Below are 18,913 nucleotides of genomic sequence, written 5' to 3' on the forward strand. Positions count from 1 at the left end.
AAAAGAAAAACATCAATTCAGAAGTGGTTACAAGTCAGCTTCCGGAAAGATGGTATTGGTGATGTATCGTTTGTGCTAACAGACCGTCATTCCGAGCGAAGTCGAGGAATCTCGCGTGCCGACGTTGCCAAAGTAGCTGTCATGCTTGATCTGACGTCCGCGCAGGCGAAGCATCGCTACCGCTTCGTTGGAGTAAGGCTTAACACCGATACTTTCTCAGCAATTAGGAATGCATCCAACCCAACTGAGGGGTTAATCGTGCATTGAATATGACTACCGCTTTCTTCGATTTCTAAACTGAGGATAACGTTTTGGTGACTAAAGCCTTCAAGCTCCATTTCCCGAATGCCAGTGAATAGAAGCTCTATAGTACACTGCTTGGTTTGCTGGTAATGGCCTTTGGGGTCGACTTCCGCTGTCAGCTCAAATGCAGCTATTGTAAACGTTGCGGAAGGCCAATATCCAGGGTTGGCTTCAAAAGCTGCTTTCGTGATTTCAGCGTCATGAAAGCTTGGCCAATAGCCGAAATACTCCCGAACAATTTCATGGTTACTTATTCGATTGGTTGCAGGATTTTCGGCTACAGGCATAGGCTCGGGAATGTCAGTCGAAGCGGGTAGAGATGCTTCGGCAAGCTCAGCATGACGTGCTAGTACAGGCTTACTAAAATAGCTTGCTACCTTGCTTCAGCCGCTCCACCTTTGCCCGAATTTCCTCCAGGCCCAAGTTGTGAATGCTGCCTAAGTGCGTGGTCTGAAACTCCTTGTGGGGCACGTAGGAGCCGTCTTCTACGGCCAGGCCCACCTGTTTGTAGGCCGTGCGAAACGGCGTACCGCTTTGAATCAGCTGGTTGATGTTTTCCACCGTGAAGGTCGCGTCGTACTTCGCCTGGTTGAGCAGGTCGGGTTTGATTTTCAGTTGGGGCAACGCGAAGAGCACAATGTCCAGGATGTCCAGAAACTGGGTGAGGGGCTCGAATAGCAGCTCCTTCAGAATCTGAAAGTCGCGGTGGTAGCCGCTGGGCAGGTTGCTGATGGTGAGCGTAATCGTGTTGGGCAGCGCCTGTAGGGAGTTGCAGCGCGCCCGGATGAGCTCAAACACGTCCGGGTTTTTCTTGTGGGGCATGATGCTGGAGCCCGTGGTAAACTCCTTAGGCAGCTCCACGAAAGCCATATCCTGCCCGTTGTACAGCACCAGGTCGTAGGCCATTTTGGCCAGGGTGGCAGCCATGCCGGCCACGGCAAAAGCCACGGTTTTCTCGGTCTTGCCCCGCAGCATTTGGGCGCCCACGCTGCTCACGGCCACGTTGCCGAAGCCCATTTGCCGGGTCGTCAGCTGCCTATCGATGGGGAAGGAGGAGCCAAAGCCGGCGCCCGAGCCCAGCGGGTTCTGGTCGGCCACGGTGTGGGCGGCTTCGAACAGGGCCAGATCCAGCAACAAATGCTCAGCATAAGCCGAAAACCAGAGCCCGAATGAACTGGGCATGGCGGCCTGGAAGTGGGTGTAGCCCGGCATCAAATCGGCCTGGTGCGCGTCGGCTTTGTGCAGCAGCACGTTTACCAGCTCCAGCGTCTTGGTTGCCACCCGCTCGGTATAGTCTTTCAGGAAGAGCTGAATGGCTGTCAGAACCTGGTCGTTGCGGGAGCGGGCCGTGTGGATTTTCTTGCCCGCGTCGCCGAACTTCTCGGTCAGGTAATACTCAATCTTGGAGTGCACATCCTCAAACTCGGCCTCAATGGTGAAGCGGCCCTCGGTAATCTGCTGAGCCAGTTCCCCGAGGCCCTGCTGAAGCTGCTCGTTTTCCTCTTCGGAAATCAACCCAGCTTGGGTGAGCATCGTGGCCTGGGCCTGGGAGGCCTGCACGTCGAACTGCGCCAGGTACATATCCAGCTCCCGGTCTTTGCCCACGGTGAACTGCTCAATCTTCTTGTCAACGGCAATGCCCTTGTCCCAAATCTTCATGGTCAATTATCTAGGAAAGCCCGGCTGATGGGGCTTTCCGGTACTACGTGTTGTGGGCTGCTTCAGCCGAAGCTGAGTGTGTCGCAAATTGCCCGGTATTTGTCGGATTTATACGCCCTGATCCGACAGGAGAGGCTTTACATTTATATTCTCATCTACTTCAAGCCCCCGGCATTATGCAGAAGATTACTACGTTTCTGACTTTCAACGACCAAGCCGAGGAAGCGGCAAAACTATATACCAGTATTTTTCCTGATTCCGCCATTCGCCGCATCACCCGCTATCCACAAGGTACTTACATGCCCGTCGGCAGCGTGATGACCGTGGAGTTTGAGTTGGCCGGGCAAAAGTATGTGGCCTTGAACGGCGGACCGCATTTTACGTTCACCACCGGCATTTCTTTGTCGGTAAGCTGTCAGGATCAGGCCGAAATTGATGCCGTGTGGAACCAGCTTACGGCCGCCGGCGGAGAGCCGGGGGACTGTGGCTGGTTGAAAGACCGGTTCGGCGTATCCTGGCAAGTTACGCCCGCCAACATGGCTCAGTTGATAAGCAGTCCTGACCCGGCCCGAATGCAGCGCAAAATGGCCGCCATGATGCAGATGAGCAAAATTGACATTGCCACCCTGGAAAACGCCTAGCTTCGCCCTTACAGCTGCAGTCCCTCCAGCAACTCGATATAGGCCCGGATGCCGCCCCGGATTTCGTAGCGGTAAATGTATTCGTCGGGGGTGTGGGAGCGGGCCGAGTCGCCGGGGCCCATCTTCACCGTCGGAAACGGCATCAGAGCCTGGTCCGACATGGTAGCCGAGCCGTAGGTTTTGCGGCCCAGCGCCACGCCCTTGCGCACCAGCACGTGGTCCGGGTCGATGCGCGAGGAGTTGAGCCGTACTGAGCGGGGCACCACTTCCGATTGTAAATGCTCCTGCACGGTGTGCACGACTTCCTCGTTGGAATAAAACTCGTTGGTGCGCACGTCCACGACGAAGCGGCACACGTCGGGCACCACGTTGTGCTGGGTGCCGGCCTGAATCTGGGTTACCGTCATTTTCACGGGCCCCAGCAGCTCCGACACGTTCGGGAACCGGTACTGCTGCAGCCATTGGATGTCGGTTACGGCCTTGTATAGCGCATTTTCGCCTTCGTTGCGGGCCGCGTGGCCGGTTTGCCCGTAGGCGGTGCAGTCGAGGACCACCAAGCCTTTTTCAGCAATTGCCATGTCCATCTGGGTCGGCTCACCCACGATGCCGACGTCGATTTTGCCCAGTTTCGGCAGTAGGCTACTGATGCCGTTGGCACCCGAAATTTCCTCCTCGGCCGTAATGGCACAAATCAGGTTGAAAGGCAGGTCCTCACGCTGGTGAAAGTGCAGAAACGTGGCCAGCAAGCTTACCGCGCAGCCGCCCGCGTCGTTGGAACCCAGCCCAATAAGCTTGTCTTCGGCTTCTTCCACCAGGCCGCCAAACGGGTCGTAGGTCCAGGTGGCGCCGGGCTTCACCGTGTCGTGGTGGGAGTTGAGCAGCACGGTGGGTTTAGCCGGGTTGAAATGCTGGTTTACGGCCCATACGTTGTGTAACGCCCGCCGGGGCTCAGCGCCGTGGCGCTGCAAAAACTCGAAAATCAGCTCGGCCGTGGGGCCTTCTTCCCGGGAAAACGACTGAGTTTGAATCAGGCGAATCAACAGCTGAATAGCTTCTTCAGCTAGCTGGTCGGTTAGCTCCGGCATAGGATGGTTTTTACGGGCTCGTTGATTTTTAGCGCGTTTTCAATGACAACCCGCTCCACGCCAGCCTCCAAGGCCGCAAAGGCGTTATCGAGCTTAGGCACCATGCCCGCCGCAATTACGCCGCTGGCTTTGAGCTCCTGGTACTGTCCGGGCGTTATTTGCGGAATGACGGAGTGCTCGTCGTTCACATCAGCCAGCACTCCGTCTTTTTCGAAGCAGAAGTGCAGCTCCACCTGATAAAACGGTGCCAAGGCCCGGGCCAGGGAACTGGCAATGGTATCGGCGTTGGTATTGAGCAGTTGACCTTGCCCGTCATGGGTAATAGCGCAGAAAACCGGTGTTAGGTCCGCCGTCAGTAGGGCTTGGAGCAGATCGGCATTCACACTGTGCTCGTCAATATCCCCCACAAAGCCGTAATCAATTTCCTTGACTGGCCGCTTTGAGGCGCGGATTACGTTGCCGTCGGCCCCTGACAAACCCAGGGCGTTGAGGCCATAGGCTTGCAGCCCGGCTACTACCTGCTTATTTGTTTTACCGGCGTAGAACATGGTCACGATGTCGAGCGTGGCTGCGTCGGTGATGCGGCGGCCCTGTACCATCTTGGGCTCGATACCCAAGTCCTGCAGCATCTGGCTGGCACCCTTGCCGCCGCCGTGCACTAACATTATCTTATTGTCAAGTTTGGCCAGCTCACTGAGAAACTGTTGGAGCTGGGCCGCGTCGTCGATAATGCCGCCGCCAATCTTGAAAATCTTCAGAACCTCTTGCATGCAGATAGGTAGGGCAGCCACAGAAAACTGCCGGGTGAACAAATCGGGTGGGAGAGGACCGCGAGGCGCAAAGGTAGAGGCTAGGGCCGGGTAATGCACGGTTTATTCTTTGGCAAAACGGGGGCTATTGCGTTTAAACCGGCTTTTTATGGCTGCCTAGGCTGGAAAGCCCGAAAAAATAGGCAGTAGTTTTTTGAAACGTTTTTACTACGTTTGTGTTTAAAGCGGCAGAAACCAATTCCGCTTTCTACCCAGCCATGTCCCGACGACCGTCATTCGCCCTCCTGCCCGCCCCTCAGTGGCCGGCACGACCGTGTGGAGCCGGGTCGTCGCGACGACCGTCACCCACGATTTGATAGCTCCGGGCCCTTGCCCGCGAAGCTCGTGGTGAACGTAAGGACAAATCCTGCGTATGTCACTTTTCTGAGGCGCACTTGGCTACAGTCAGGTGTAATGGAGCAGCCTAACCGGCCGCTTCGTGTGCTACAGAGCCGCATGACCAAGGCAATACCGCCTTACTTTTTTGCAGAAGCTTGCAATCTGACATCTGGGTTTTATGTTTGCAAAAAATTTCAGAGGTGGCTTTGTCCGACGATGCCACCCGTAAACAGGGTTTCTAACGACTAATCGACCGAGCGAGTGTAGGACGCAGTATAGGTACTGATGGCGAGCCACGTTTTAAGGCTCACCAATGCGGCAAGACAAACAGCCGCCTTCCCTGGTCGATTACTCATTCTGGCACTTTTCCCTGATACCGGCCTCGTGCTCGGTTGCCGCACAACGTTCTGGTTGTGCCTGCTTTTCTCCCTTTTCGTCTTTCCGAGTCCGTTGCCTGAGAGCAGGCAGCTAACCGAGCTTTGACCATGGTATTACGAGTCGCCTATGCTGCCGATGCGCAGTATGTGGAAACCCTTTGTCAATGGTATGAGGAATCTGCCAGAACGCGCGGCGTAGGTATCGCCAAGCGTGACCCTAACTATCTGAAAAAGAAGATGGAGCGGGGCGACGCCATTATTGCCTTCGTCGACAATGAGCTGGCTGGTTTCTGCTATATCGAAACCTTCGAGGACAACAAGTTTGTCGTCAATTCCGGCCTGATTGTCAACACCGAGCTCCGCAAGGAAGGGCTGGGCCGCGCCATCAAGCACCGCGTGTTTGAGTTGTCGCGCACCAAATACCCCGGCGCCAAAATCTTCGGTATTACCACCAGCGGGCCGGTCATGAAGATCAACTCCGAGCTGGGCTACCGCCCCGTCACGTTCACTGAACTGACCCAGAGCGACGACTTCTGGAAAGGCTGCATGGGCTGCAAGAACTATCCGATTCTGCAGGAAAACCAGCGCAAAATGTGCCTGTGCACCGGCATGGTCTACGACAAGCTCGACGACCAGTATGGCCAGCCCGTACAGGAAACCATTGAGATTTTAACACCCCAAGGTCACTAATGAAAAAGGTAGTTTTAGCGTACAGCGGCGGCTTGGATACGTCCTACTGCGTTGTATATCTGACCCGCGAACTGGGTCTGGAGGTTCACACGGTTATCGTCAACTCCGGCGGCTTCTCAGATGAGGAGCTGACGGCCATTGAGAAGCGGGCCTACGAGCTGGGTTCGACCAAGCACGAGGTCATCGACGTAACCCAGCGATTCTACCAGGACTGTTTGCGCTACCTGATCTTTGGTAACATCCTCAAGAACGATACGTACCCGCTGAGCGTCAGTGCGGAGCGCATGTTTCAGTCGTTGGCGCTGGCTGAGTATGCCCGCGAGCATAAGGCCGACTACATTGCCCACGGCAGCACCGGTGCTGGCAACGACCAGGTTCGTTTCGACGTGGCTTTCTCCGTCATTGCGCCCAACACGGAAATCATTACGCCCATCCGGGATTTGAAACTCTCCCGCCAGGCTGAAATCGACTTTCTCAATCAGCACGGCTTTGAGATGAGCTGGGAAAAAGCCAAATACTCCATCAACAAGGGTATCTGGGGCACCAGCGTGGGCGGCGTTGAAACGCTGACCTCACACCAGGCGCTGCCCGAGTCGGCATATCCCACGCAGCTGAGCGCTACCGAGCCTGCCAGCATCGAAATTACCTTCGAGAAAGGCGAGCCGGTGGCGCTGAACGGCGAAACTATGAACCCGGTGGCTTTGATTCAGGCCCTGAACGAACTGGCCGGCACCTACGCCATTGGCCGCGACACCCACGTGGGCGACACGATTCTGGGCATCAAAGGCCGCGTGGGCTTCGAGGCACCCGCCCCGCTGATTCTGCTCAAGGCCCACCACTTGCTGGAAAAGCATACGTCGAGCCGCTGGCAGCTGCTGCACAAGGACTACGTGGCCAATTGGTACGGCACGCTGTTGCACGAGGCCCAGTACCTCGACCCGGTGATGCGCGACTTCGAAGCCCTGCTGACGTCCTCGCAGGAGCGGGTGTCGGGCAAGGTGTTCGTGACCCTGAAGCCTTACCAGTTTGAGCTGCAGGGCATCGAGTCGAAGTACGATATGATGCGCTCCAAGGTGGCCACCTACGGCGAGGAAAACGACGCCTGGGACGGCCGCGACGCCAAGGGCTTCATCAAGATTTTCAGCAACCAACTGCGCATTCACTCCTCTTTCAACGATGAAAATTAAGGCGGGCATTGTGGGCGGGGCCGGCTACACGGCCGGGGAGCTCATCCGCATCCTGCTCCACCACGAGTTTGTGGAGCTGGGCGGTATCGTCAGCTCGTCTAATGCAGGCAACCCCGTGCATCAGGTGCACGACGACCTGATAGGCGACACCGACCTGGTATTTGCCGCCGAGCTGGCCGGCGACGAAGACGTGGTGTTTCTGTGCCTGGGCCACGGCAACTCGAAGGCCTGGCTGGAGAAAAATGCCCTGCCCGATACGACCCACGTCATTGACCTAAGCAACGATTTCCGCTTGGAGGCCGACGCTGAGTTTGCCGACCGGGAGTTTGTCTACGGCTTGCCCGAGCTCAACAAAGGCCGGATTCAGCAGGCCCAGAGCATTGCCAACCCCGGCTGCTTTGCCACCGCTATTCAGTTGGCCTTGCTGCCGCTGGCTCATGCCGGCAAGCTGACCGAGGACGTGCACGTGTCGGCCATAACGGGTTCTACAGGCGCGGGGCAGAGCCTGTCAGAGACGGTGCACTTCTCGTGGCGCACGAATAACGTTTCCATCTACAAGCCCTTTACCCACCAGCACCTCGGCGAAATAGGGGAGAGCCTGGCCCAGCTGCAAAGCCAGCCCGGGGGGGAAATCTACTTCGTGCCCTACCGCGGCAACTTTGCCCGGGGCATTTTCGCCAGCGTCTATACGCCTTCGGATCTGACTCAGGACGAGGCCCGGGCGCTGTATAAGAAGTTCTACGCCGATGCGCCGTTTACCACCGTGTCGGATAAGGAAGTGCATCTAAAGCAGGTGGTGAATACCAACAAGTGCCTGCTGCACGTGCAGAAGCTAGGCAAGCAGCTGCTCATCACCTCGGTTATTGACAATTTGGTGAAGGGCGCCTCGGGCCAGGCCGTCCAGAATATGAATCTGCTTTTTGGCCTGCCGGAAACGACGGGACTCAACCTCAAATCGGTGCTTTTCTAATGGAGCTTTTCAACGTTTATCCGCTCGTCAACATCACGCCGGTGAAGGCGCTAGGGGCGAAACTCTGGGACGACCAGGGCCAGGAGTACCTGGATTTTTACGGCGGGCACGCCGTTATTTCCATCGGCCACAGCCACCCGCACTACGTGCAGCGCCTCACCGAGCAGCTGCAGAACATTGGCTTCTACTCCAACTCGGTGCAGATTCCAATTCAGCAGCAACTGGCTAGTAAGCTCGGGCAGGTGTCGGGCTACGAAAGCTACTCGCTGTTTCTGTGCAACTCGGGCGCTGAAGCCAACGAAAACGCGCTGAAGCTGGCTTCCTTCCACACCGGCAAAAAGCGGGTCATTGCCTTCAAAGGCGCTTTCCACGGCCGTACCTCGGGTGCCGTAGCTGCTACTGATAACCCCAAGATTGTCGCGCCCTTCAACGCCGACCACGCTATTTCCTTCCTGGAGTACGACCTGGCAGCGGTAGAGCAGGTGCTGCAGGGCGGTGACGTTTGCGCGGCCATTATTGAGCCCATTCAGGGCGTGGGTGGCATTATCATGCCTGCCGACGAGTTTTTGCAAAGCCTGTCCGCCCTGTGCAAGCAGTACGGTGCCCTGCTCATTGCCGACGAGGTGCAGAGCGGCTACGGCCGTAGCGGTAAGTTCTTCGCCCACCAGCACGCCGGTATTCAGCCCGACGTTATTTCGGTCGCCAAGGGCATGGGCAACGGCTTTCCCATCGGCGGCATCCTGATTGCGCCCGAGCTCAAGGCTTCGTACGGTCTGTTGGGCACCACGTTTGGCGGCAACCACCTGGCCTGCGCCGCGGCTCTGGCCGTGCTGGAAGTTATTGAGCAGGAAAGCCTGCTGAGCCACGCCACGGAGCTGGGTGCGTATTTGCGGCAGGAGCTCGAAGCCAACGCCGGGGCCGAGGAAATCCGGGGCCGGGGACTGATGGTCGGCATCAAGTACGATTTCCCCATCAAGGACGTGCGCGACAAGCTGCTGAGCGAGTACCACATTTTCGTCGGCAATGCCTCCGACCCTGGGGTGCTCCGCCTGCTGCCCCCGCTCAACATCACCAAGGATGAAGTCGACCGGTTTTTGCAGGCGCTGTATGCAATTATTCCGGCCGAGGTAAAAAAGTAAGCGACCTGTGGCCTAACTTGCAGCCCCAATGAGTAGCACGACGAGGTTTATGAGCCAGGCTCACCTTCTGATTAGCTGCACGCTGCCATTGGTTTCTATTGCGCAGCAACCGGCTGGTTCTTTCCGTGAAAGAACGGCCACCATCTTTTCCTTTCAGCAGTCGTGCCCGCCCGACTCCCCGATGCCTGACATTTGGGAGCGGCAGGGTGCGGGACCGATTGATATATCCTCTTTCGCTCCCGTTTGGCTTAAGTCCTCGTTCGGCTGGAATAGACCTCTGATGTTTGGTTCTGTTCCAGCCGAAATTGTATCCGGGCGGTTCAGAAAGCTGGCTGAGGCTACGCCTAGCACCCGCAATACGCCCGACACAGGGGCTCTACGAATCGCCGCATTCCCTTCCATGGTAAGGTTCCGACTAACATTGGTTGGGCCAATGGGCGTACCCGCTACTTTCTCCCCATTGACGAGAAAGGAAGCAGCGTGCCTGACTACTGCAGAAAATCAACAACAGAGTAAACCATTTTTCGCATAACAGAGTGGAAAACGCTAAATCGGTAAAACTCATCCTCGAAGACGGCACCGAAATCGAGGGCCAATCTTTTGGCGCATTTACCTCCGCCGCGGGCGAGGTAGTGTTCAGCACGGCCATGACCGGCTACCCCGAAAACCTCACCGACCCGTCTTTCGCCGGCCAGATCCTGGTGCTCACCTACCCCATGGTGGGCAACTACGGCGTGCCCGGCGAGGAGCTGTACGAGTCGATTTCCAAGATTTTCGAGTCGGACAAGATTCACATTGCCGGCCTGGTGGTGAATTACTACTCCGAGGAGCACAGCCACTGGAACGCCGCCAAAAGCCTCGGCGACTGGCTTAAGGAGTACAACATCCCTGGCATCTTCGGCGTGGATACCCGCATGCTGACCAAAATCCTGCGGGAGAAAGGCGCCATGCTGGGCAAAATCGTGGCCGAGCAGGACGTGGAGCTGCACGACCCCAACCAGGACAACCTAGTGGCCCAGGTGAGCCCCACGGAGGTAAAGCGCTACGGTACGGGGCAGCACAAAATTGTGCTCGTCGACTGCGGGACCAAGACCAACATCATCCGCTGCTTTCTGGAGCGCGACGTGGAGCTCATCCGCGTGCCTTGGGACTACGACTTCACCACCCTCGACTACGACGGCCTGTTCCTGAGCAACGGACCCGGCGACCCGAAAATGTGCGAGCCGACTATCCAACACCTGCAAACGGCGCTGGGCCAAGACAAGCCCATCTTCGGTATCTGCCTGGGCTCCCAGCTCATGGGCCTGGCCGCGGGCGGCGACACGTTCAAGCTCAAGTACGGCCACCGCAGCCACAACCAGCCCGTGCTGCTCACCGGCACCAAGCGCAGCTACATCACCAGCCAGAACCACGGCTTTGCCGTCGACACGGCCACGCTGCCCGCCGAGTGGGACATGCTGTTTGAGAACCTCAACGACGGCACCTGCGAAGGCATCAAGCACAAAACCAAGCCCTTTTTCTCCACCCAGTTTCACCCCGAAGCCGCCGGCGGCCCCGAGGATACGGAGTACCTGTTCGACGACTTCCTGCAGGCCGTAGCGGAGTATAAAGCCGCTAAGTAGAAATACCTGAAAAGAATGTCATGCTGAGCTTGCCGAAGCATATGAAAAATATGAATCCATGAGCAGGATATGCCTAATAGTTGTTTTGTTCTTGGTTTCATTCATGTGTTATTCACAAGCAAAAAAACCAGAGTTTATCAGGCTCGAATATATCGGTGGTTTAGAAGATAAACCCATATTTCCTGTCGTGATAAGTAGATCTGCTTTAGAGCGGAATAGTCACGAATTTGCGTATGTAGTTAATCAAATTTCTTTTGAAGAGCTCGGCTGCTATATGAAGGTTGTTAACCAAGTTGGTGCATCACAGAGAGGCGTAGATGCCTCTTATGAAGTGTCTTATGATCTTGGTAATGAGAAGGGCATATTTTTAGTTGATACTTCATTCACTATTAGGTTTCTGAATACTGTAAAAGGTATCGTGTTAAGAACAGATAGTTCAAATGATTTAATCGAAGAAATTCAAGGGTATATTAATCGATTGAAATGATCTGCCAAATAAATTTTTGTTTGCCATGAGAATGGTAAGCGACGCATTCTAACTAACAACGAAACCCGACAGCCTTTTAACACGACCTACTCCACGGTCTGTTACCAACCCTTAGAATGAACAAACCACAGAAAGTTCTCGTCCTCGGTTCTGGCGCTTTGAAAATCGGCGAGGCCGGTGAGTTCGATTACTCCGGCTCCCAGGCCCTGAAGGCCCTGAAAGAGGAAGGTATCCGCACCATCCTCATCAACCCCAACATTGCCACCGTGCAGACGTCGGACAACATTGCCGACGACGTGTATTTCCTGCCCGTGACGCCCTTCTTCGTGGAGGAAGTCATCAAAAAGGAAAAGCCCGACGGTATTCTGGTAGCTTTCGGTGGCCAGACGGCCCTGAACTGCGCCGTGGCCCTATACCGCGCCGGGGTGTTTGAGAAGTACAATGTGAAAGTGCTTGGTACGCCCGTGCAAAGCATTATCGACACCGAGGACCGGGATATTTTCAAGGAGAAACTCGACCAGATTGGCGTGTTCACGGCCCGCAGCGTGGCCGTCACGACGATGGAAGATGCCCTGGCGGCTGGCGAGAAAATCGGCTTCCCGATTATCGTGCGGGCGGCTTTTGCCTTGGGCGGCCTGGGCAGCGGCTTCGCCAACAACATGGAAGAGCTACGGGCCCTGGCCCAAAAATCCTTCACGACTTCCGACCAGATTCTGGTGGAAGAGTCGCTGAAAGGCTGGAAGGAAGTGGAGTACGAAGTGGTGCGCGACCAGTATGACAACTGCATCACGGTCTGCAATATGGAGAACTTCGACCCCATCGGCATTCACACCGGGGAAAGCATCGTGGTGGCCCCTTCGCAGACCCTGAGCAACCGTGAGTACCACAAGCTGCGCAGCATCGGCATCAAGACCATCCGCCACCTGGGCATCGTGGGCGAATGCAACATTCAGTACGCCCTCGACCCCGTGTCGGAAGACTACCGCGTGATTGAGGTAAATGCCCGCTTGTCGCGCTCCTCGGCCCTGGCTTCCAAGGCTACGGGCTATCCGCTGGCGTTTGTGGCGGCCAAGCTGAGCCTGGGCTACTCGCTGTCGGAGCTGAAAAACAGCGTGACCCAGACCACCTCAGCCTTCTTCGAGCCGGCCCTGGACTACGTGGTGGTAAAGCTGCCGCGCTGGGATTTGGGCAAGTTCGAGGGCGTCAACCGCCAGATCGGCTCGGCCATGAAGAGCGTAGGCGAGGTGATGGCTATTGGCAAATCCTTCGAGGAAGCCATTCAGAAGGGTTTGCGTATGCTCGATACCGGCAAGCGCGGCTTCGTGGCCAACAAGCCCGAGCAGGTCGATACGGCTACCATCGACCAGCTGCTGAGCGAGCCGAACGAAGAGCGTATCTTCGCCATCAACCTGGCGTTTGAGGCCGGCTACACGCTCGACCAGGTGCACGATCTGACCAAGATTGACCACTGGTTTTTGCAGCGCCTGCTGACTATTTTCCAGCTGGGCAACCAGTTGGCCGAAGGTCGCGCCACTGGCCTCGACGGGCTGGAAACCCTGCTGCTGCGCGAAGCCAAGAAAGCTGGTTTCTCGGATCAGCAGATTGCTGTGAAGCTGCTCGGCGAAGGCGACGTGAAGGCTGATGAGCTGCTGGTGCGGGCCCGCCGCAAGGCCTTGGGCGTGCTGCCCGTCATCAAGCAGATTGACACGCTGGCCGCGGAATTTCCGGCCAAGACCAACTACCTCTATAGCACCTACCACGGCACCGAAAACGACCTGGCCCCGGAAACCAGCAAGTCCATCGTGGTACTGGGCTCAGGCGTGTACCGTATCGGCTCCTCGGTAGAGTTCGACTGGTGCGGCGTGAATGCCGTGCAGACGGCCGCCGCGGAAGGCTACAAAACCATCATCATCAACTACAACCCCGAAACCGTATCGACCGACTACGACGTGTCGGACCGGCTGTACTTCGAGGAGCTGAGCTTCGAGCGGGTGATGGATATTCTGGACTTCGAGCAGCCCCAGGGCGTGATTCTAAGCACCGGCGGGCAGATTCCCAACAACCTCGCCACCCGCCTGGCCGATGCGCAGGCCCCCATTCTGGGTACCGCTCCGGCCCGCATCGACGAGGCCGAAAACCGCCATAAGTTCTCCAGCATCATGGACGAGCTGGGTATTGCTCAGCCCCGCTGGAAAGAGCTGACTTCGCTGGAAGCCATGCTCCAGTTTGTGCAGGAAGTGGGCTTCCCGGTGCTGATCCGGCCTTCGTACGTGCTGTCGGGCGCGGCCATGAATGTGGTGTCCAACCCGTTTGAGCTGGAAAACTTCCTGGCCACGGCCCAGGAAGTCAGCGCGGAATATCCGGTGGTAGTGTCCGAGTTTATTCAGGATGCCAAGGAAATTGAGCTCGACGCGGTGGCCGACAAGGGCGAAATCGTGAGTTACGCCATTTCCGAGCACGTGGAGTTTGCCGGCGTGCACTCCGGCGACGCCACCATGTACTACCCGCCCCAGAAGGTGTACGTGCGCACCATCCGCAAGCTCAAAGTCATTGCCGAAAAGATTGCCAAGCGCTACGAAATCAGCGGGCCCTTCAACATCCAGTTCCTGGATAAAAACGGCGAAATCCGGGTGATTGAGTGCAACATCCGCGCCTCGCGGAGCTACCCCTTCGTGTCGAAGATTTCGGGCAACAACCTCATCAAAAAGGCCACCCAAGTCCTGCTGGGCGTGAAAGTGGAGCGCGATGAGAGCGAGCGGGTCTACGACCTGCCCTACGTGGGCGTGAAAGCTCCGCAGTTCTCCTTCACCCGCCTGCCCGGCGCCGACCCGGTGATGCGCGTGGATATGGTAAGTACCGGCGAAGTAGGCTGCCTCGGCGATACGGCCGAGGAGGCTTTGCTCAAGTCGATGCTGAGCGTGGGCTACAAGATTCCCCAGAAGTCGGTGCTAATTTCCGGCGGCCCTATTAAGTCGAAAGTGGCTTTGCTCTCGGCCGTGGAGCTGCTCGTGAAAAAGGGTTACCAGATTTACGCCACCCAGGGCACGCACCGCTTCTTCGCCGAAAACGGCGTGCCGAGCAGCCTGCTCTACTGGCCCGACGAAATGCAGGAGCCCAACGTGCTGACTTATCTCAAGGAGAAGAAGATTGACCTGGTCATCAACATCCCAAAGAACCTCTCGAAGGGTGAGCTGGACAACGACTACAAAATCCGCCGCACCGCCGTTGACTTCGGCGTTCCGCTGCTAACCAACGCTCGCCTGGCAAAAGCATTTATCCAAGCCTTCTGCAAGCTGGAAATGAAGGACCTCAAGATTAAGAGTTGGAACGAGTATAAGGCGATGTAAGGCCTCTGGTGAAAAAGTGGAGCAACTCAAGGTAGTTTGAGTTGCTCCACTTTTTTAATGACTAGTATTCGATTAAAACTTTATGACTAAAAAGAAATTATTTAAAGCCTTAATTGTAGTAATAGGCTGCTTTGTAATTTTCATATTTGCTTTCGACAATACTTGGTTTGAACGGCCGCTAAAAGCAACGGCTGGTAAAGCTTTATTCAATTCGCCCGGGACTCGGTTAGAGCTCGAATGCAGCACTGACTTTCTTGGACTTACGAATCACGGCGAAGTATTTGAATTCTACCAATACACTGTTTATAAGTCGGATGGAATAAAAGTGGAATCCAACCCTTCCTTGCCAAATTTTGAGAATGGTCTTTACGATCAACAATCAAGAATTTTGCAAAATGTTAAATCTTCTTCGTGGCAATCTACACCAGTACGTTCAGAAGATGCGGGCTACATGACTGTAACTGAGTTTGATAATCTTGATGAGTATAGTTGTGGCAAACAATTTGCGCTAAATAATTACCTCAAAAGCTCTGGTAACTACTACGCTTTCTTCTCGGCTTACCCAGTCGGTAATTTCGTTTATGTATGGGTTCCTGCTGAACAGAAATTGTTTTTAATTAAAAAGAGAGGTTGACACATTTTCGTCGATAGCCACTTCTCCTACACCACCCCACATGAAAAACTTCACCTCCTTCGCCGACGTCGATGACTACCGGGTTTTGCTCAATAAAGCCCTGGAAATCAAAGCCGACCCGTTCGGTTACCAGCACATTGGCAAGAACAAAACCGTCGGCTTGATTTTCTTCAACCCCAGTTTGCGCACCCGGCTCAGCTCCATTAAAGCCGCCTACAACCTGGGCGCGCAGGCTTGGGTGCTCAACGCCGGGGCCGATTCCTGGACGCTGGAAATGGCCGACGGCGCGGTGATGAACGGTGGCACCCAGGAGCACATCAAGGAGGCCATTGCCGTGATGAGCCAATACTGCGACGTGCTAGGCGTGCGCACCTTCCCCACGCTCAAGGACCGCGACGAGGACTACCAGGAAGTCGTGTTCAAGAAGATCATGCAGTACGCCACGGTGCCGGTTATCAGCCTGGAAAGCGCCACGCTACACCCGCTGCAGTCGTTTGCCGACCTGATTACGGTGGCTGAAACCAAGCAGAAGGAGCGGGTGAAAGTGGTGCTGACCTGGGCTCCGCACGTCCGTGCCCTGCCCCAGTGCGTGCCCAACTCGTTCTGCGACTGGTTTTCGGAAATCGACTGGATTGACTTCGTTATTACCCACCCCGAAGGCTACGAGCTGGACCCCAAATTCACGAAAGGCGCCCGTATCGAGTACGACCAGCGCAAGGCCCTGGAAGGTGCCGACTTCGTGCAGGCCAAGAACTGGAGCAGCTACAAAGACTATGGCCAAGTCATCAGCAACGACCCGAACTGGATGCTCACGCCCGAGCACCTGACCGGCTCCAACGACGCCAAGTTCCTGCACTGCCTGCCCGTGCGCCGCAACGTGGAAGTCTCCGACGCCATCCTCGACTCGCCTAATTCGTTGATTATTCAGGAAGCTGGCAACCGGGTATTTTCCATGCAAACGGTGCTGCACGAGCTGCTGAGTTTGTAGAAAGCCACTAGCCCAACAGTAAAAGGCCGCTCTCTGAGGGAGCGGCCTTTTACTGTTTAGTGAGCTGCGGAAAGAGAGGGAGGTACCACGTCGAGGCGCAGAATTTTCTCCTTGTAGTCGTCGGGAAGCAGGCTGGTGCGGGCCCACTTGCTGATGGACAGATGCTGGGCGTAGCGGTACACCAGCAGCACCGGCCGCAGCCACGGGGTGCGGCCCAAGCGTAGCAGCTGGCGGACCGGGTGCGGCACTACCACCCGCTGCGCCTGCAGCAGCAGCAGGTAGCGAATCGGGCCCAGATGGCGGGCGTACTGCTGGTAGAGGTCGGCAGTGAAGCGGCTGTACTCCATGTGGTCGGCTAGGTGTTGCTGCCGGGTTTCCAGCCACCGGGCATGCGACGTCGGCAGGTCGGGAATGCCCATGCGCTGGCCCACGCGGGTAAATACCTCGAATACTTCGGCTTGCTCGGCGGAGCTCATGGGGCGTTCCAAAGCTTCGTAGGCCCGGATGGAGTAGTCGATGAGCATGAAGAGCACGTCGCGGTAAGCCCAGGCCGGAATGGCCATGCCGCGCTTGGCTTCCACGGCCGCATGGATGGCGGTGATGGTGTGGATGGCCTGCTCGGCGGCGCTTCGCTCGGCAAAAACAATCTGGCGGGCGTACTCCACGGTAGAGAACAGGCGGGCCAACGGGTCGGCGGGCAGGCGGCCGGTGAAGTAAAGCCAGTCCACGGCTTTGTTGAGGGCAAACTCGGCGGCGGCGCCGGCGAAAATGAACAGGACGGTATCAGCTTTGCCCCAGATGGTGCGCACAACCGAGCCGGGGGCCACAAAATAATCCTGGTGCTGCGTCATAATCGGGATGAAGAAGGTCTGTAACTCAACACCAGGGCTGCCTGATGATTCCCGGCAAGTAGTGTTAGTTTCTCAAATATACGAAAGTACTTTGAAATACAAAGTCAGAGAAAATTCCTGATTAACGTGCCGGGTGTGACGTAGCTTGAAGACAAGACCAGGAGACCAGGCTACATCTGAAAACGCACCTATTGTTCGGTGGCCATCCTGCTAAGCAAAGTCGAAGCCCCCCCGTCGCAGTGGTAAAATTGGTTACTGCTGCACGAGAAATGCTCCGCCAAGCAGCCACCAGACGCAGCCTGCCGCAACGTAAAACTCCCGCTGCAACTCTGGGTGGAGCTGCAGCGGGAGTTGATAGCAGGTCAATAGCGGCGGGACTACTCTACTGCCAGGCGAGTCACCGTTGACTCGGCGTCGCTCGTAACCTGTAAGTAGTACAAACCCGGTTGCTGGTCGAGCTGCACGGGAACAGCGGCGGGCCCGGCCGCGGCGAGTTGCCGGACGATACGGCCCTTGCTGTTGCGGACAGTGAGCTGCGCGGGGCCGGCGGGCAGCTGCACCAGGAAGCTGCCGGAAGGGCTGGGGTTGGGAAATACCTGGGTCTGGCCAACCTGCGTCTTTTGCGTAGCGGCTTCCGGGGCTAAGCTCCCCGTGCCGAGCCGGCCGGCGGTGGGAGCCGCGTTGCCAAAGCCGATGTAGCCGTTACAGTTCAGCCATTCGCTGTTGGCCCCGCCGCAAGCACCATTCAGGTAAACCCCGGTATTGGTGCTCTGGTTTTCCGCCTGCCGAGTCGAGCCGTTAACGGTGATATAGTCGACCTGCACGTCGCGGTTGGTGGCATCGTTGGTGTATTCCACGTTGATGCCGCCCGTAGCGCTGGTCGTTGCCGAGTAGTTCTGCATGGCCGTGCCCAGGGTCCAGGTGCCGACCTGGGTGCCGCCCACCGTCAGCCGAATGTTTTCGGTGCCGTTGGTACCCCGGGCCCGCACGACAATGTTGTTCGAGCCGCCGCCCGTGGGTGGGGGAGTGGTCGTGCCGCTGGTGCCCATCGACATGCTGGTGACGTTGGCCGTGCCGCTGCTCTGGTAGCCTTCTACGGTGAGCGAAACTTCGTACATGCTGCCGACCGTCCAGCCCCGGCTCTGCCAGGCGTTGAAATGGTTGGCTACGGTGATGGTGCCGCTCGTGCGCTTCGAAGTACGCACGCTCCAGTACTGGTAAAAGGTGGCTTGTCCCTGAATGGAAGGCTGGTTGACGCGCTGGGTCCGGTAGAGGTCATACGTGCCGCCGTCGGAGGTGACGGTGCCGACCGCCGTACCTCCCGGAGGCCGCCAGCTGCCCCAGCTATCCACAATGTAATACTCGACCATGGGGCTAGTAAACCAGCCGTAGACGCAGAGGTAGGAGTTGCCGTTGGGGTTGTAAGTAGCGGCGTAGGTTACGGTCTGGTTTTTAGCGCCGGGGCGCAGGCCTTTGCGGGCCAGCAGGTTGCCAATGTTGCTCCACGTGACGCTGAAGGCCCCGCCGGAGCCCAGCGTCATGCTGCCGGTGCCGCTGTCTTTCCAGTACTCGTAGGTGTAGCCTCCCTGGTTGCCAATCTGGTTGGCGGTTATGGTTTGGGCGGTAGACTGCGCGGCGCCGAACAGCGCCAACATGCATACCAGCAGGAGGGACATAGTATGCCGGCCCGCTAAAAGCGGTAAGTAGGTTTTGGGCATGGGATGGGAATTTGGGTTGTGGTAGGTAAGCAGGTCGGAATTCCGTCGTAACAATAGGCAATCGGCC

The 18,913-nt window shown here is 56.8% G+C and carries 16 protein-coding genes; 10 read left to right on the top strand and 6 right to left on the bottom strand.

Going from position 1 to position 18,913, the window contains the following annotated elements:
• Window positions 1-176 precede the first annotated feature (176 nt).
• Together MUN80_RS09105 and argH are read right to left on the bottom strand one after the other, a co-directional pair.
• Window positions 177-590, bottom strand: coding sequence for an Imm50 family immunity protein (locus tag MUN80_RS09105; protein ID WP_244722606.1), 414 nt, complete (start codon window positions 588-590; stop codon window positions 177-179).
• A gap of 73 nt (window positions 591-663) precedes the next feature.
• Entirely contained in the window at window positions 664-1,962 is a 1,299-nt protein-coding gene (argH, locus tag MUN80_RS09110; protein WP_244722607.1) for an argininosuccinate lyase, read from the bottom strand.
• A gap of 176 nt (window positions 1,963-2,138) precedes the next feature.
• Between argH and MUN80_RS09115 the strand changes: the two genes are divergently transcribed.
• Window positions 2,139-2,603, top strand: a complete 465-nt coding sequence (locus tag MUN80_RS09115) for a VOC family protein (protein WP_244722608.1) — start codon at window positions 2,139-2,141, stop codon at window positions 2,601-2,603.
• An 8-nt stretch (window positions 2,604-2,611) separates the two neighbouring features.
• On the opposite strand, the gene MUN80_RS09120 is transcribed toward MUN80_RS09115, so the two are convergent.
• Together MUN80_RS09120 and argB are read right to left on the bottom strand one after the other, a co-directional pair.
• On the bottom strand, window positions 2,612-3,688 hold the full coding sequence (locus MUN80_RS09120; RefSeq protein ID WP_244722609.1) for a M20 family metallo-hydrolase: 1,077 nt from the start codon (window positions 3,686-3,688) through the stop codon (window positions 2,612-2,614).
• The gene (argB, locus tag MUN80_RS09125) at window positions 3,676-4,458 is read right to left on the bottom strand and encodes an acetylglutamate kinase (RefSeq protein WP_244722610.1); all 783 of its coding nucleotides are present in this window, start codon (window positions 4,456-4,458) and stop codon (window positions 3,676-3,678) included. The genes MUN80_RS09120 and argB overlap by 13 nt, the downstream gene beginning before the upstream one ends.
• A gap of 863 nt (window positions 4,459-5,321) precedes the next feature.
• Between argB and MUN80_RS09130 the strand changes: the two genes are divergently transcribed.
• From MUN80_RS09130 to MUN80_RS09170, 9 genes are all read left to right on the top strand, one after another.
• Complete coding sequence (locus MUN80_RS09130) at window positions 5,322-5,903, top strand: GNAT family N-acetyltransferase (protein ID WP_244722613.1); 582 nt, start codon at window positions 5,322-5,324, stop codon at window positions 5,901-5,903.
• Complete coding sequence (gene argG, locus MUN80_RS09135) at window positions 5,903-7,090, top strand: argininosuccinate synthase (protein WP_244722616.1); 1,188 nt, start codon at window positions 5,903-5,905, stop codon at window positions 7,088-7,090. The genes MUN80_RS09130 and argG overlap by 1 nt, the downstream gene beginning before the upstream one ends.
• Window positions 7,080-8,060 (top strand): N-acetyl-gamma-glutamyl-phosphate reductase, encoded by a 981-nt coding sequence (gene argC, locus MUN80_RS09140; protein WP_244722619.1) that lies wholly within the window; start codon window positions 7,080-7,082, stop codon window positions 8,058-8,060. The genes argG and argC overlap by 11 nt, the downstream gene beginning before the upstream one ends.
• Window positions 8,060-9,199, top strand: a complete 1,140-nt coding sequence (locus MUN80_RS09145; RefSeq protein WP_244722621.1) for an aspartate aminotransferase family protein — start codon at window positions 8,060-8,062, stop codon at window positions 9,197-9,199. Before argC ends, MUN80_RS09145 begins: the two co-directional genes overlap by 1 nt.
• Before the next feature lie 536 nt (window positions 9,200-9,735).
• A complete protein-coding gene (gene carA / locus MUN80_RS09150; protein ID WP_244722624.1) occupies window positions 9,736-10,821 on the top strand; it encodes a glutamine-hydrolyzing carbamoyl-phosphate synthase small subunit in 1,086 nt (361 codons plus the stop codon).
• 103 nt (window positions 10,822-10,924) lie between these two features.
• Window positions 10,925-11,308 (top strand): hypothetical protein, encoded by a 384-nt coding sequence (locus MUN80_RS09155; RefSeq protein ID WP_244722626.1) that lies wholly within the window; start codon window positions 10,925-10,927, stop codon window positions 11,306-11,308.
• A 116-nt stretch (window positions 11,309-11,424) separates the two neighbouring features.
• On the top strand, window positions 11,425-14,655 hold the full coding sequence (gene carB, locus MUN80_RS09160; protein ID WP_244722628.1) for a carbamoyl-phosphate synthase (glutamine-hydrolyzing) large subunit: 3,231 nt from the start codon (window positions 11,425-11,427) through the stop codon (window positions 14,653-14,655).
• A gap of 82 nt (window positions 14,656-14,737) precedes the next feature.
• Window positions 14,738-15,289 carry a hypothetical protein gene (locus tag MUN80_RS09165; protein ID WP_244722629.1) on the top strand — a complete coding sequence of 184 codons (552 nt, stop codon included), beginning with the start codon at window positions 14,738-14,740 and terminating at the stop codon, window positions 15,287-15,289.
• Window positions 15,290-15,329: 40 nt separating this feature from the next.
• Window positions 15,330-16,277, top strand: a complete 948-nt coding sequence (locus tag MUN80_RS09170; RefSeq protein WP_244722630.1) for a Rossmann-fold NAD(P)-binding domain-containing protein — start codon at window positions 15,330-15,332, stop codon at window positions 16,275-16,277.
• 56 nt (window positions 16,278-16,333) lie between these two features.
• Here MUN80_RS09170 and MUN80_RS09175 read toward each other — a convergent pair whose 3' ends face one another.
• On the bottom strand, window positions 16,334-17,128 hold the full coding sequence (locus MUN80_RS09175) for an oxygenase MpaB family protein (protein WP_244722631.1): 795 nt from the start codon (window positions 17,126-17,128) through the stop codon (window positions 16,334-16,336).
• Between the two features lie 377 nt (window positions 17,129-17,505).
• Complete coding sequence (locus MUN80_RS26095) at window positions 17,506-18,804, bottom strand: glycoside hydrolase family 11 protein (protein WP_311136279.1); 1,299 nt, start codon at window positions 18,802-18,804, stop codon at window positions 17,506-17,508.
• Window positions 18,805-18,913: the final 109 nt, after the last annotated feature.

This window comes from Hymenobacter cellulosivorans (assembly GCF_022919135.1).
Lineage (GTDB): Bacteria > Bacteroidota > Bacteroidia > Cytophagales > Hymenobacteraceae > Hymenobacter > Hymenobacter cellulosivorans.

What these genes read in the sequence shown, in the direction of transcription:
- MUN80_RS09105 (WP_244722606.1), bottom strand. Translation starts at nt 590, where the DNA reads ATGCCTGTAGCCGAAAATCCTGCAACCAATCGAATAAGTAACCATGAA.
- argH (WP_244722607.1), bottom strand. Translation starts at nt 1,962, where the DNA reads ATGAAGATTTGGGACAAGGGCATTGCCGTTGACAAGAAGATTGAGCAG.
- MUN80_RS09115 (WP_244722608.1), top strand. Translation starts at nt 2,139, where the DNA reads ATGCAGAAGATTACTACGTTTCTGACTTTCAACGACCAAGCCGAGGAA.
- MUN80_RS09120 (WP_244722609.1), bottom strand. Translation starts at nt 3,688, where the DNA reads ATGCCGGAGCTAACCGACCAGCTAGCTGAAGAAGCTATTCAGCTGTTG.
- argB (WP_244722610.1), bottom strand. Translation starts at nt 4,458, where the DNA reads ATGCAAGAGGTTCTGAAGATTTTCAAGATTGGCGGCGGCATTATCGAC.
- MUN80_RS09130 (WP_244722613.1), top strand. Translation starts at nt 5,322, where the DNA reads ATGGTATTACGAGTCGCCTATGCTGCCGATGCGCAGTATGTGGAAACC.
- argG (WP_244722616.1), top strand. Translation starts at nt 5,903, where the DNA reads ATGAAAAAGGTAGTTTTAGCGTACAGCGGCGGCTTGGATACGTCCTAC.
- argC (WP_244722619.1), top strand. Translation starts at nt 7,080, where the DNA reads ATGAAAATTAAGGCGGGCATTGTGGGCGGGGCCGGCTACACGGCCGGG.
- MUN80_RS09145 (WP_244722621.1), top strand. Translation starts at nt 8,060, where the DNA reads ATGGAGCTTTTCAACGTTTATCCGCTCGTCAACATCACGCCGGTGAAG.
- MUN80_RS09155 (WP_244722626.1), top strand. Translation starts at nt 10,925, where the DNA reads ATGTGTTATTCACAAGCAAAAAAACCAGAGTTTATCAGGCTCGAATAT.
- carB (WP_244722628.1), top strand. Translation starts at nt 11,425, where the DNA reads ATGAACAAACCACAGAAAGTTCTCGTCCTCGGTTCTGGCGCTTTGAAA.
- MUN80_RS09165 (WP_244722629.1), top strand. Translation starts at nt 14,738, where the DNA reads ATGACTAAAAAGAAATTATTTAAAGCCTTAATTGTAGTAATAGGCTGC.
- MUN80_RS09170 (WP_244722630.1), top strand. Translation starts at nt 15,330, where the DNA reads ATGAAAAACTTCACCTCCTTCGCCGACGTCGATGACTACCGGGTTTTG.
- MUN80_RS09175 (WP_244722631.1), bottom strand. Translation starts at nt 17,128, where the DNA reads ATGACGCAGCACCAGGATTATTTTGTGGCCCCCGGCTCGGTTGTGCGC.
- MUN80_RS26095 (WP_311136279.1), bottom strand. Translation starts at nt 18,804, where the DNA reads ATGTCCCTCCTGCTGGTATGCATGTTGGCGCTGTTCGGCGCCGCGCAG.